The following is a 12,610-nucleotide window of genomic DNA, read 5'->3' as shown; positions in this document are numbered from 1 at the left end:
GCAGCGGGGGGCCAGGTTCATTTGGCACAGATGTTCTTGTCGTCGGCTTCGATCTTTTGGATGTCTTTGGGTGCTTTCGCGGGGGCGGGTACGGAGATCGGGGTACCGGCGGCCTTGAAGTCCGCGCCCAGGACGAGCGTCATCCCGGCCGTCGGGGCGGCGTCGGACTTGGCCTGCTTGAGGGCCTCGACCGGCAGTCCCATGACCTCGGCGAGCCGACGCGCCTGGTCCGCCTGGTTGGGGGCGAACTCCAGGATCGTCTTGTCCTTCTTGCCGCCGGTGGCGTTGCCACCGTTGCTCGTGAGGCGCATGCCCTTGGAGTTCTGCATCCAGGTGACGGCCTCCTGGGCGGCGCCCACCCGGCCGCTGCCGTTCTGCACCTTCACCCGCACGGCCGCGGGCTCGGCCTTCGGCCCCTTGAGCAGAGCGGCCTGCTTGGCGTCCGCCGCCTCGCTGGCCTTCTTCTCCTTCGCCTTCACCTCGGTGAGGGAGACGTCCTGACGGACCATGGCGAACAGCGGATCGGCCTTGGGGGGGTCCAGGACGACCGTCTTGTGGTTCTTGCCCTCGGCGGGGTTGTCCTTGACCGGGACGGTGGCGAAGGTGATGTTCTCCAGGTCGACCTTGCTGAGCTCCTTGCCCAGACTGGTCAGCTTGCTGACGGAACCTATACCGGTGTCGACGGTCAGCGACTTGGTCGCCGCGTTGCCCAGGTCGTAGAGCTTCTTGGGGTTCGAGAGCGTGTCACCGGACTTCATCTTCCGGATCATCGAACTCAGGAACTGCTGCTGGAGCTTGATGCGGTCCAGGTCGCTCTCGAAGCCGACGCTGTGCCGGGTGCGGACGAACGCGAGGGCGTCCTCGCCCTCGATCTCGTGCCGGCCCTTGCTCAGCTTGAGGTGCGACTTGGGGTCGTTGATGTCCTTGGCCAGGCACACCTCGACACCGCCGACCGCCGACGACAGCTCCTTGACGGCGTTGAAGTCGGCCATCATGAAGTGCGTGACCTTCAGGCCGGTGAGCGCCTCGACGGTCCGCCAGGTGCAGCCCGGGTCACGGCCCTCCTGACCCAGGCTCTCGTTGAAACGGACGCCCTTCGTGCCCGGGATGACCTTGGTCTCGCCGTCCTTCTTGGTCGGGCAGTCCGGGACATCGGTGATCATGTCGCGGGGGATGGAGAGCGCCGTGGCGTTCGTCCGGTCCTCCGAGACGTGGAACAGCAGCGTGGTGTCGGCGTGGCCGACACTGCCCTCGTCGCCGTAGCCCTGGTTGCCCTTGCCGTCACGCTTGTCGGTGCCGATGACCAGGATGTTCACCGGGCCGTCGATGACCGCGTCGTTGTTTATCCCGACATCGACCTTGTCGATGTTGTTGTTGAAGTGCTGGTAGACCAGGTAGGCCGCCACCGAGCCGCCGACCAGGACGAAGGCGAGCGTGCCGCCCGTCCACATCAGCGCTTTCTTCTTCTTGCTCTGCTTCGGCTTCGGCTTGCGCCGCCCCTGCACCGGCTTGGTCCCGGCGCGGCGGGGATTGCCGCGCTGCCCGGGCACCGTACGGCGGCCGGGCTTGCCCTGCGTACCGACCCGCGACCTCGCGGGAGCCGGTACGGCAGGGGAGTCGGAATCTGCGGAAGCAGAGGGTGAAGCAGTCGCGGACGTGCCGCTCCCGGGAGTCGCCTCCGACTCCTCGGCATGGTCAAGGCGCAGCTCGTAGCTGCCTGTTTTCGGGTCGAAGACCCACTGGTCGGCGGGGTCGATGTCGCCCGCCCGCCCACGGCCCTGCGCGTCCACGGTCGCTTGAATCCTCCGTCGGTGCCACGCGGCGCCTACCCCCCCGAGGCGCTCGGTCACGTCGTCTGTGCAGTGCGCGGTCAGCCCGGCCGTGCGCACCGGATCGCTCACACTATCCGCCCAGTTCAGCGTCAAGCGACGCCGGTGACAAATTGCACTCCCCTACAACTGGGCATTCTGCCCAATCCTTTCGCCCGAACGATCATCCGGAGGAAAAGGTGATCGTACCTTTAGGCAAAATCATCCACACATGCCACGTGCTGCGGTGGTTCCCTCGTAGGTGGGCGGAGTGGTGGGCTTCGGCGAACCCGTGGGCGGCGCCGAAGTACCGGACTCCGCCGGTGCCGCGGGTGCCTGCGAGGCCGGCTGTCCCTCGGTCGCCCCGGCTTCCCCCGTGCCCTCGGGGCCAACCGGAACAACTGGTTCCGCATCTCGCCCGGGCTTGTTGTCGGCCGCCCGTACATGCCTGCCGACCGCCACCGGCCGGTCGTTCCGCAACTGCTCGAAGAGCTGGTCGGCGTCCGGCTGCACCAGCTCGTCACGGGCGCTGTTGTAGACGTACGGCCGACGCGGGACGGTGAGGAACTGGACCCGCTCGGAGGGGATGTCCCGTACGGTGCGCACCAGGTCGTACAGCTTGCGGAGGGTGTCCAGCCCGGCGTCCGTGGTCAGCGAGGACGTCGCCGCGTCGAGCACCGGGTAGAGCCGGGCGGGGTTGAGCAGCACACCGCTGCTCTGCATCTCCCGGAACAGCGAGCCCAGGAACTCCTGCTGCCGCCCCATCCGTTCGGTGTCGCTGCCGTTGCCGAGGCTGTAGCGGGCCCGTACGTAGCCCAGCGCCGCCTCTCCGCGCAGTACCTGCCGGCCCGCGGGCAGCCGCAGCTTCGCGTCGTGGTCGTCCACGGGCTGTCTGAGGCAGACCTCGACGCCGTCGATGGCGTCGACCAGCCGCTTGAAGCCGGTGAAGTCCACGATCACGTGGTGGTCGACGCGGATCCGGGCGATGTTCTCGACCGTACGGATCGTGCAGGCCGCGCCCGCCAGCTCGTACGCCCAGTTGAACTGCGCGAACCGCTCGTTCGTCCGGGAGCCGTCGGACTGCCGGCAGCTCGGGATCTTCGCCATCAGGTCCCTGGGGAGGCTGACGGCGGTCGCGCTGCGCCGGTCGGCGGCCAGGTGCAGCAGGATCGTGGTGTCCGAGCGCTGGGTGCCGCTGTCGGCGCCGTACGCACCGTTTCCGGCGCCGCGGGTGTCGGAGCCGATGATCAGGATGTTCTGAGCGCCGTGCACCAGCGCGACCGGGCGCTCCTTCTCCCAGCGCGCCAGCTCGTCCGCGGTGTCGGTGTCGGTGGTGATGTTGCTGTCGAGCCGTTGGTAGAGCGCCCAGCCGATCCCGGCCGCCGTGAGCGTCAGCACCGTCATCCCCAGCGCCGCCCAGCGCAGCCACCGGCGCCGCCGCCGGGGCTTCGGCTCGGGGGCGGGCGGGGGAGCGCCCCACCACGCCCCGCCGGTGGGGCCGGTGGGCGTGCCGGGGCTGCTGGGGCTTCCAGGACGGTCTGTCACGGCTGCGGCCCTCCCTCACGGAGTCGGCGGCCTCGCACCAGCTGAGCCGTCGCGGAGGGCCGGAATACGGCCCTCCGCGCCTGGTGTGGCGTACGTACGTCGTGCGGCGTACGTACGATCATCGCGCGATCCGGGCGGTCCGGCAGTGTCAGGGGGCCGTCACGGTGACGCGCTCGCTCTCCCGGCGCTTGTCCAGGGCCCCGGCGGAGAGCCGGTCGAGATGGCGGCAGAGCACCACCGACCCGCCGGCGGCGAGCGGTGCGTACAGCCCGGCGGACAGCCCGTGCCAGCCGCTGTACGGCAGGCCCGACAGCAGCCGGGAGCCCGCACCGAGCCCGTGCTGGGAGGCGTCCGTCCGCGCCCGCTCCACGACCTGCGCACCGGTCAGCTCCGAGCCGTCCACGACGAGCGCGGGCGCGTCCGGGTCCACCGGGGCGAAGGGGGCGAAGCGGTCGCCCTGGCTGGGCACCTCGACGGCGTAGTCGGCGAAGCCCTGCGGGGCCTGGGGGAAGCGCCCGCCCAGGGGGCGCAGCGCGAGCGCGACGCGCTCACCGGAACAGGCGCGCGCCTCCTCCAGGGTGTCCGGGCCGCTGACGACCACGTCCGCGTCGGCCGGGTCGCCGCCGACCTCGGCCACGACGCCGACCGAGGAGCAGGCGAGCAGCCAGACCGCGGTCTGCCAGTGGGCGGGCAGCAGAAGGGCGAGGCGGTCCCCTGGCCCGGCGGCGAGATCGCCCTGGAGCAGGTTGGCGGTCTTCGCCACCCAATTGGCGAAAGTGGCCACGGAGAGTTCCACGCGCTCGCCGGTGGCGTCGTCGTAGAAGGTCACGAGCGGGCGGGCCGGATCCGCGGCGAGCGCGGAACGCAGCAGGTCGGCGGGGGTGCGATCGGTGGCGTTCATCGTCGTCAGCGTACGCGGCGAGGGTGCTGACGGTCAGTCGGACGGACGAGTGGCCCGTTCGGCCGGAGAGCGGATACGACCGACTGGCCGTCAGCTTTCGAATGGACAGATATCTGGTGATATGACCAGGGTTGTCACTATGCGTGGAATCTTCGTTACTTCTACCGTCACCGCCTGTGCCGCCGCCCTCACCCTGCCGCTGCTCACCACCCCCACCGGCGCCGCCACCGCGTCCGCCGTCCGGACCACCCCCGCCGCCGGTCCGAGCGGGGTGCCGGGTTCGACCCGGTCCTTGCCGCTGGTGCCGCTCACCGGCGGCTCCCGCTCGGCGGAGCCCCCGGTCGGCAGCGGCACCGCCGAGCGTGGGCTGCCGCCCCGGGAGGTCGAACCGTTCTCCCTCGTGGGCATCGTCTGGGACAACGCTGCCGCCGAGCTGCGCGGCCAGGCCCAGGTGCGCACCCGCGCGGTGGGCAGTCACCGGTGGTCCGCGTGGCAGGACGTGCAGATCCATGACGACGACCGCCCCGACCTCGACTCCGCCGAGGGCATCAGCGGCCGTCGGCGGGGCGCCACCGCACCCCTGTGGGTGGGCGCCTCCGACGCCGTCCAGGTCCGCGTCCGCGCCGAGACCGTGACCGACCGGACCCCCGAAGGGCCGGCCTTCCCCGTGGGCCTGCGCCTCGAACTCGTCGATCCCGGCAAGGACCCGGCCCCCGAGTCCGCCCGGCCCCAGGGCCAGGCGCCGTCGGTGCCGGCCGCCCCGGCAGCGGTCCCGGCCGCCGCCCCGGCGCGGGTGGCCGAGGAGCCGACCGTCCCCGCGTCCCCGGCCCTCAGTGACGAGGAGGCCGTCACCTCGGCCGTCAACAGCCTCCTCGCCCCGCTGGGCGCCACCGAGATCCCCGCCCGGGACAAGGACGGCTCCGGTGCCGACGTCGCCGCCACCGGCCCCGGCGACGCCCCGGTCAAGAGCCCGCCCCAGGACCCGGACACCGACGGCGCCGCGGACGTGGACACCACGGACGACGCGGCCGACGCCGCCGCGGACGATGCCACCGACGCCGCCGATCAGGGGTCGCGCTACGTCGAGGGCGGCGGCTACATCGGCCCGCGCCCCCGCATCGTCACCCGGGCGGGCTGGGGCGCGGACGAATCCATCCGCGAGCGGGGCTTCGTCTACACCAAGACCGTGCGGGCGGCCTTCGTGCACCACACCGCCTCCGGCAACAAATACAGCTGCTCCCAGTCCGCCTCCGTCATCCGGGGGATCTACCGCTACCACGTCCAGAGCAGCGGCTGGCGGGACATGGGCTACAACTTCCTCGTGGACAAATGCGGCACGATCTACGAAGGCCGCTCGGGTGGCGTGGCCAAAGCCGTCATGGGTGCCCATACTCTCGGTTTCAACTCCAACAGCATGGGCATCGCCGTTCTCGGGACATTCGGAAGTTCCACCCCGCCCACCGCCGCGGTCGACGCCGTGGCCAGACTCACCGCTTGGAAGCTCGGACTGTTCGGCCGCAACCCCCTCGGCTCCACGACCCTGGTGTCCGCCGGCGGAAACCTGTTCAAGAAGGGGACCAAGGTCAGGCTCAAGGTCATCTCGGGGCACCGCGACGGCTACGCCACCGAATGCCCCGGCGACCTCCTCTACAAGAAGCTCGGCAAGGCCCGCAGCACCGCGGCCCGCCTCCAGGGACGCTGACCGGGGCGGGCCGGGCCGCAGGGTCTGCATACACTGGCCGCCGATCACGGCCCGGCCCCAGCAGGAAGCAGAGACGACAAGGTGACAGAAGCGATCCTCCTGGTCGGGGGCAAGGGCACCAGGCTGCGCCCGCTCACGGTGCACACGCCCAAGCCCATGGTCCCGGCGGCCGGAGTGCCCTTCCTCACGCACCAACTGGCGCGGGCGCGCGCGGCGGGCATCGAGCACATCGTGCTCGCCACGTCCTATCTGGCCGAGGTCTTCGAGCCGTACTTCGGCGACGGTTCCGCGCTGGGCCTGCACCTGGAGTACGTCACCGAGGAGGAGCCGCTCGGCACGGGCGGAGCCATCCGCAACGTCGCCTCCAAGCTGCACTCCGCCCCCGACGACCCCGTCCTGATCTTCAACGGCGACATCCTCACCGGCCTCGACATCGAGGCGCTGGTCGGCACGCACCGCACGACGGGCGCGGACGTCTCCCTGCACCTGACGCGGGTCGAGGACCCCCGGGCCTTCGGCCTCGTGCCCACCGACGCCGACGGCCGGGTCACCGCCTTCCTGGAGAAGCCGCAGACGCCCGAGGAGATCGTCACCGACCAGATCAACGCGGGCGCGTACGTCTTCAACCGGTCGGTCATCGACACCATCCCGGCGGGCCGGCCCGTCTCCGTCGAGCGCGAGACCTTCCCCGGACTCCTCGCCTCGGGCGCCCACCTGCAGGGCATGGTCGACTCCACCTACTGGCTCGACCTCGGCACCCCGCAGGCCTTCGTCCGCGGCTCCGCCGACCTGGTCCTCGGCCGCGCCCCGTCCCCGGCCGTGCCCGGCCGCTGCGGCGACCGGCTGATCCTCGACAGCGCCGACGTCGCCCCGGACGCCAAGATCACCGGCGGCTCGGTCATCGGCGCGGGGGCCCGCGTCGAGCCCGGCGCGCGCGTCGACGGCAGCACGGTCCTCGACGGCGCGGTCATCGAGGCGGGCGCGGACGTGCGCGACTCGCTCATCGGCGCAGGTGCGCACGTAGGGGCGCGTACGGTCCTGACGGGCGCCGTCATCGGCGACGGTGCGCGCATCGGCGCCGACAACGAACTGCGCGACGGGGTCCGCGTCTGGTGCGGCGCGGCCCTGCCGGACGGCGCGGTCCGGTTCTCGTCCGACCAGTAGTTCCCCCAGTAGTCGGCGGGAGCTCTCGCCGGGTGTCAGCGGGTGCGCCTACGCTCGTAGGTGCACCCGAACCTCAGGACACCTCCGTGGAATCAGCCGACCGCCTCACCATCCCCCATAGCCCCAAAGGCATGGGAGGTGCCCCCATCACCGTGCGCGGTGGTCGCACGGCCGTACCCGCGAGCAGGCCCCGCCCGGTGACTGTCGGCTCCCGCACCCGCCGCTGGACCCCGCCGGGCCCGCTGCACCTGGGCGTCACCCTCGGCCCGCTGCGTCGCGGCCCCGGTGACCCGACGTTCCGGGTCACTCCGGACGGCTCGGTCTGGCGCGCGTCCTGCACCCCCGCCGGCCCCGGCACCCTGCGGATCGCGCGCAGCGGGGAGACGATCGAGGCCGAGGCCTGGGGCCCGGGCGCCGACTGGCTCCTGGACGGCCTCCCGGCCCTCCTCGGCGCCGAGGACGATCCCGAGGCCTTCACCCCCCGCCACCGCGTGGTCCACGAGGCCCACCGCCGCAACCCGGGCCTGCGCCTCACCCGTACCGGCCTCGTTCTGGAATCCCTGATCCCCTCGATCCTGGAACAGAAGGTCACCGCCGACGAGGCCTACCGCGCCTGGCGCCTGCTCGTACGGCAGTACGGCCCGCCGGCCCCGGGCCCGGCGGACCGGATGCACACGCCACCGGACCCCCGCACCTGGGCCCGCATCCCGTCCTGGGACTGGCACAAGGCGGGAGTGGACGGCAAGAGATCGGCCGCGATCGTCCGGGCCGCGAAGGTCTTCCACCGCATGGAGGAGGCGGCGACGATGGACGCGGAACTTGCCGCCCGCCGCCTGTGCGCCGTCGACGGCATCGGCCCCTGGACGGCGGCCGAGACCCTCCAGCGCAGCAACGGCGCGGCCGACGCGGTCACGGTCGGCGACCTCCATCTGCCGAAGATCATCGGCTACGCCCTCACGGGCCTCCGCGGCACGGACGACGCGACGATGCTCGACCTCCTGACCCCCTACGAGGGCCACCGCCACCGAGCCACCCGTCTGATCCTCCTGAGCGGCCACACGCCACCGAGAAGAGCACCGAGACTGTCGGTGAACGACATCAGGGGCTTGTAGTTGTAGAAGCGCAGCCCACCGGCAGGCAGCGGAGAACGACGGGGGCGACGGGACCGCAGGCCCCCCGAACCCCACCCGCCCGCCCGGCCGGGGAACGGCGGGGAGGGCGACGGGGCCCCGCACCGGAGGGCCCGGCGCCCGCACCACGACGGCGCCGCACCCGCCCCGAAGCCGAGCTACCTCACCTCGACAAACGCGGCAGCATCCCGCGTAACCCGCGCCGGAGGCGAAACCGCAGGCCGCCCGATCGCCACCGCCCCCATCGGATCCCAATCGGCCGGCAGCCCGAGAACGTCCCGCACCACATCGCGGCAGAACATCGTCGACGACACCCACGCCGACCCCAGCCGCTCACCCGCCAGCGCCACCAAGAAGTTCTGCACGCCCGCACCCGCCGCGACGACGAACATCTCCCGCTCGGAGGCGTTGCGCCGAGCGTCGGGGTACGTGTGCGAACCGTCCATGACCAGGCACGGCACCACCAGGTACGGCGCCTTGCGCAGCACGTCGCCACGCCGCACCCGGCGGGCGATGTTCTCCTCGGTGAAGCCGTCGCCGCGCAGGTCGGCGATCCACGCGTCGCGCATCGCGTCGAGCAGCCGCACCCGCGACTCCGCGGACTCCAGCAGCACGAACCGCCACGGCGTCGTGTGATGCGGCGCGGGAGCCGTGACGGCCGCGGCGACGGCCCGGCGCACGGCGCCGCCGTCCACCGGATCGTCCGTGAACTCCCGGACCGTACGCCGCAGCGTCACCGCCTCGCGGACGGCCTCGGACGTCCCCAGCCGGAACATGTCGTCGGCGGCGTCGCGCACCAGCGCCCGCGCCCCCTCGTCGACCCCACCGGACGCGTCAACTTCCTCACCATCAGGCGCGTCGGACACGACGACGTGCGACAGCCCCCGCACCACGGCGACCGGCAGCCCCTCCGCCTTGCCCTTGACCAGGTCACCGGCGGCCGCCAGCTCGTCCGCGGTGGCCACGACGGTCACGTTGAGCGGGTTGCCGTGCTCGTCCGTGCCGCCGCGCAGGTCGTCGAGGACCCGCACGCCGGCCGCCCCGATCGCGACGTCCGTCAACCCGCTGCGCCACGGTCGCCCGAAGGTGTCTGTGACGACGACTCCGACGTTCACGCCGAGGGTGTCCCGCAGGGCCGCCCGGATCCGCCGGGCCGAGGCGTCGGGGTCCTCGGGCAGGAGCAGGACCGTGCCCGCGGGGGTGTTGGAGGCGTCGACGCCGGCCGCGGCCATGACCAGCCCGAGCCGGTTCTCGACGATGCGCAGCGGGCCGCGCCGGGCCACCACCCGCACGGCCTCGGCGTCGATCGCGGCCTCGCGGTCCTCGGCCTGGACGACACGGCCCTCGGCCTTGCTGAGGATCTTCGACGTGACCATCAGGACGTCGCCGTCGGCCAGGCCCGGCAGTCCCTCGGCGGTGGCCGCCGTGGCGATGAGCTTGGCGACGTCGTCCCCGGTCCGTACTTCGGGGATGCCGGGCAGCGCCCAGACGCGATACGCGGGCAGGTCGCTCACGCGCGGACCTCCTCGGCCAGGGCGAGGGCCTCGGCGGTCATCCGGGCCGTGGCGTCGACGTCGGTCATCATCAGCGGCACGGCGCGGCAGCGGATGCCCGCGGCCTCCACCTCGGGCACCGAGCCCGCGTCGACCGTGTCGACCAGCCAGCCGTCGATGAGGTCGGAGCCGTAGTGCCGGGCGACCGCGGCGGCCGTGGACTCCACGCCGACGGCCGCGAGGACCTTGTCGGCCATGCCCCGCACGGGAGCGTCGCCGACGATGGGGGACAGGCCGACGACGGGCGCCTTCGAGGCCGCGACGGCCTCCCGCACGCCGGGCACCGCCAGGATCGTGCCGACGCTGACGACGGGATTGGACGGCGGGAAGAGCACGACGTCGGCGGCGGCGATGGCCTCCAGGACACCCGGGGCCGGCTTCGCCTCCTCCGCGCCGACGGGAATGATCGCGTGGGCGGGCACGGAGGCCCGCAGCCGCACCCAGTACTCCTGGAAGTGCACGGCCTTGCGCCCGCCACCGTCGGCGTCGTCGACGAGGACGTGGGTCTCGACGCGGTCGTCGGTCATCGGCAGCAGCCGGACGCCCGGCTGCCACCGGTCGCACAGCGCCTCGGTGACCGCGCTGAGCGGATAGCCCGCGCCGATCATCTGGGTACGGACGATGTGCGTGGCGAAGTCGCGGTCGCCGAGCCCGAACCACTCGGGTCCCACCCCGTAGGCCGCCAACTCCTCCTTCACCGCGAAGGACTCGTCGGACCGGCCCCAGCCCTGCTCCTCGTGGATGCCGCCGCCGAGGGTGTACATCACGGTGTCGAGGTCGGGGCAGACCTTGAGGCCGAAGAGGTGGATGTCGTCTCCGGTGTTCCCGATGACGGTGATCTCCGCGTCGGGGACTGCTGACTTGAGGCCGCGGAGGAAGCGGGCGCCCCCGATCCCGCCGGCCAGAACCACAATGCGCTGCTGCATGAGCGCAGTCTGTCAGCCGGGGGCGGGTGCGCTGAAGAGTGGTCGGTGGGTGACGGGCCCGCCCGTCACCGGTACCCGGGCCCGCCCGTCACCCACCCACCGAACTCACTCGTACGAGTGATCGCCTACGAGCGGGAAGCGGGCCGGAAGCGGGCCGGAAGCGGGCCGGAAGCGGACGGTCAGCCGACCCGTCAGCCGGCCGTCAGCGAGCGACGGCACCCTGGACGACGGACGGCACGACGCTCGCGGCGGGCGCCGCGTGATGCATCGGCATCTCGGTCAGACCGGGGGAGTAGATGTGCAGGCTGACAGCCGGTTCGAGGGAGTCGTTGACGACCTCGTGGGCGTAGCCGGGGGCGAAGACGCGCTGGTCACCGGCGCGGAGGCGGCGGCGGGCCCCGCCGGTGGCCCCGGTCAGCTCCGTCAGCTCACCGCTCAGGACGGTCAGCACCCCGGAGGAGGGGCCGTGGTCGTGCTGTCCGCTGCCCTGGCCGGGCACCCAGCTCAGCAGCCACACCTCGTAGCCGGGGCCGGTGCGCAGCCGGTGGTACCAGCGGCTGGCGGCGTCGTAGCGGACGAGGTGGGCCCAGCTGTCGCGGTCGGCCGCGATACCGCGGGCCAGGCCGGCGAACTCGGCGACGGTGGAGGGGTGGGCGGGCACGGGCGGCATGAGGTGCGGGACGGCGAGCGGGTCGCCGGCGATCTGGACGTCGCTGTTCATGTGCGGGAGTTCCTCGGCAGTGATGCGGGCGGCATGCGGGGCGGCAGGCGCGGGCGGCGTGCGGGAAGTGCGGAGACAGGCGAGCACGGAGCGTACGCGCCCGGAGGCACAGGGCCATGCGGGGGAAAGATCAGCTGGAGCTCGGGGGCGTCAACAGCTGCAACAGCGACAGCGAGCCTGCACAGCGCAGCGGGACCCGTAGGCACGGGTCAGGCGGAGCGCGGCGGTTGCTGGCATGGCACCAAGGAGACCGGTTCGGAAGCGCTCTGTCAACCTTGTGTCTGGTTTGAGGTAAATCTTTCACCGCATCCGGTTACTGTGCGCGATGAAAGGTTTGTGGCGGTGGGGTCCCGGACAGGTGGCGCTCCGACCGGTTTCGTAAACATCGTTCAGCCGGAGCGGTGCAACGGGACGGGCGCGAGTGTCGTCCTCCCTTCGAGGGGGAAGGCGGGATGACTGCGGCAGGTGGGTGGAAGTGTCCAAACTTGTGACATTTTGGCCACTTTCCGCTTAGCCTTGGTTCCGCAGAGTGAATATGGGGCCCAATAGCAGATCTCGGCTTGACTGGCCCGGATCGGCACACTTGTAATTTCACTCGTGTCGTTCTGCCGCACCCGATGGCGGCAGCACCACGGGGACGCAAATGACAGACGAGGGGCGCACATGACCGAGCTGTTCCAGCAACTGCTGGTCGAGGAGGCGGACGAGGAGCTCGGCTGGCAGGAGCGCGCGTTGTGCGCCCAGACCGATCCTGAGTCCTTCTTCCCCGAAAAGGGCGGATCCACGCGGGAGGCGAAGAAAGTCTGCCTCGCCTGTGAAGTCCGTTCCGAGTGCCTTGAATACGCCCTTGCGAACGACGAACGCTTCGGTATTTGGGGCGGTTTGTCCGAGCGTGAGCGCCGCCGCCTGAAGAAGGCCGCGGTCTGAGGCACCCGAGCCGACAGGGCCCCGGCCCGAGGCTCGACCACCCGTCCCGGGCCCTGCCCCCGACGCGTGTTCCGCCGCCGCGACCCGGCGAGCGACCTGACGATATGTCTTATCCAGTGCCCGCCCAGCGGGCTGACGGACAGTCCGGCCCGCACACTCCGTGACACTGTCCACACCCAGGCCATCCCCCCACGGTCCGCCCTCTGCGCCCGCCCGCAGGAGGCGGACCGCAT

At 71.9% G+C, this 12,610-nt stretch carries 10 protein-coding genes; 4 read left to right on the top strand and 6 right to left on the bottom strand.

Going from position 1 to position 12,610, the window contains the following annotated elements; genetic code table 11:
* Positions 1-17: 17 nt before the first annotated feature.
* The 3 genes from ACZ53N_RS06030 to ACZ53N_RS06020 form a co-directional block, all read right to left on the bottom strand.
* Positions 18-1,790 carry an LCP family protein gene (locus tag ACZ53N_RS06030; RefSeq protein WP_469139740.1) on the bottom strand — a complete coding sequence of 591 codons (1,773 nt, stop codon included), beginning with the start codon at positions 1,788-1,790 and terminating at the stop codon, positions 18-20.
* 240 nt (positions 1,791-2,030) lie between these two features.
* Entirely contained in the window at positions 2,031-3,353 is a 1,323-nt protein-coding gene (locus tag ACZ53N_RS06025; RefSeq protein ID WP_469139739.1) for an LCP family protein, read from the bottom strand.
* A gap of 148 nt (positions 3,354-3,501) precedes the next feature.
* Positions 3,502-4,254, bottom strand: coding sequence for a TIGR03089 family protein (locus ACZ53N_RS06020; protein WP_469139738.1), 753 nt, complete (start codon positions 4,252-4,254; stop codon positions 3,502-3,504).
* 139 nt (positions 4,255-4,393) lie between these two features.
* On the opposite strand from ACZ53N_RS06020, the gene ACZ53N_RS06015 reads away from it, so the two are divergent.
* The 3 genes from ACZ53N_RS06015 to ACZ53N_RS06005 all read left to right on the top strand — a co-directional run bounded on the left by ACZ53N_RS06015 (position 4,394) and on the right by ACZ53N_RS06005 (position 8,232).
* A complete protein-coding gene (locus tag ACZ53N_RS06015; protein ID WP_469139737.1) occupies positions 4,394-5,956 on the top strand; it encodes a peptidoglycan recognition protein family protein in 1,563 nt (520 codons plus the stop codon).
* 81 nt (positions 5,957-6,037) lie between these two features.
* Positions 6,038-7,120, top strand: coding sequence for a mannose-1-phosphate guanylyltransferase (manB, locus tag ACZ53N_RS06010; RefSeq protein ID WP_469139736.1), 1,083 nt, complete (start codon positions 6,038-6,040; stop codon positions 7,118-7,120).
* A gap of 131 nt (positions 7,121-7,251) precedes the next feature.
* Complete coding sequence (locus tag ACZ53N_RS06005) at positions 7,252-8,232, top strand: DNA-3-methyladenine glycosylase family protein (RefSeq protein WP_469139735.1); 981 nt, start codon at positions 7,252-7,254, stop codon at positions 8,230-8,232.
* Between the two features lie 176 nt (positions 8,233-8,408).
* Here ACZ53N_RS06005 and ACZ53N_RS06000 read toward each other — a convergent pair whose 3' ends face one another.
* The 3 genes from ACZ53N_RS06000 to ACZ53N_RS05990 form a co-directional block, all read right to left on the bottom strand.
* A complete protein-coding gene (locus ACZ53N_RS06000) occupies positions 8,409-9,764 on the bottom strand; it encodes a coenzyme F420-0:L-glutamate ligase (protein WP_469139734.1) in 1,356 nt (451 codons plus the stop codon).
* Complete coding sequence (gene cofD / locus ACZ53N_RS05995) at positions 9,761-10,729, bottom strand: 2-phospho-L-lactate transferase (RefSeq protein WP_469139733.1); 969 nt, start codon at positions 10,727-10,729, stop codon at positions 9,761-9,763. The genes ACZ53N_RS06000 and cofD overlap by 4 nt, the downstream gene beginning before the upstream one ends.
* Positions 10,730-10,931: 202 nt before the next feature.
* Entirely contained in the window at positions 10,932-11,450 is a 519-nt protein-coding gene (locus ACZ53N_RS05990; RefSeq protein ID WP_469139732.1) for a cysteine dioxygenase, read from the bottom strand.
* 663 nt (positions 11,451-12,113) lie between these two features.
* Between ACZ53N_RS05990 and ACZ53N_RS05985 the strand changes: the two genes are divergently transcribed.
* Positions 12,114-12,377, top strand: a complete 264-nt coding sequence (locus ACZ53N_RS05985) for a WhiB family transcriptional regulator (protein WP_004952403.1) — start codon at positions 12,114-12,116, stop codon at positions 12,375-12,377.
* The last annotated feature ends 233 nt before the right edge of the window (positions 12,378-12,610 follow it).

It is taken from the genome of Streptomyces sp. NPDC033229, assembly GCF_055576875.1.
The sequence above is the reverse complement of the archived record's forward strand: the minus strand, read 5'-3'. Positions and strand labels throughout refer to the sequence as shown.

Bases quoted from the DNA above. Each gene is read 5' to 3' on its own strand.
- cofD (WP_469139733.1), bottom strand. From the start codon at position 10,729: ATGCAGCAGCGCATTGTGGTTCTGGCCGGCGGGATCGGGGGCGCCCGC.
- ACZ53N_RS05985 (WP_004952403.1), top strand. From the start codon at position 12,114: ATGACCGAGCTGTTCCAGCAACTGCTGGTCGAGGAGGCGGACGAGGAG.
- ACZ53N_RS06005 (WP_469139735.1), top strand. From the start codon at position 7,252: ATGGGAGGTGCCCCCATCACCGTGCGCGGTGGTCGCACGGCCGTACCC.
- ACZ53N_RS06015 (WP_469139737.1), top strand. From the start codon at position 4,394: ATGCGTGGAATCTTCGTTACTTCTACCGTCACCGCCTGTGCCGCCGCC.
- ACZ53N_RS06020 (WP_469139738.1), bottom strand. From the start codon at position 4,254: ATGAACGCCACCGATCGCACCCCCGCCGACCTGCTGCGTTCCGCGCTC.
- ACZ53N_RS05990 (WP_469139732.1), bottom strand. From the start codon at position 11,450: ATGAACAGCGACGTCCAGATCGCCGGCGACCCGCTCGCCGTCCCGCAC.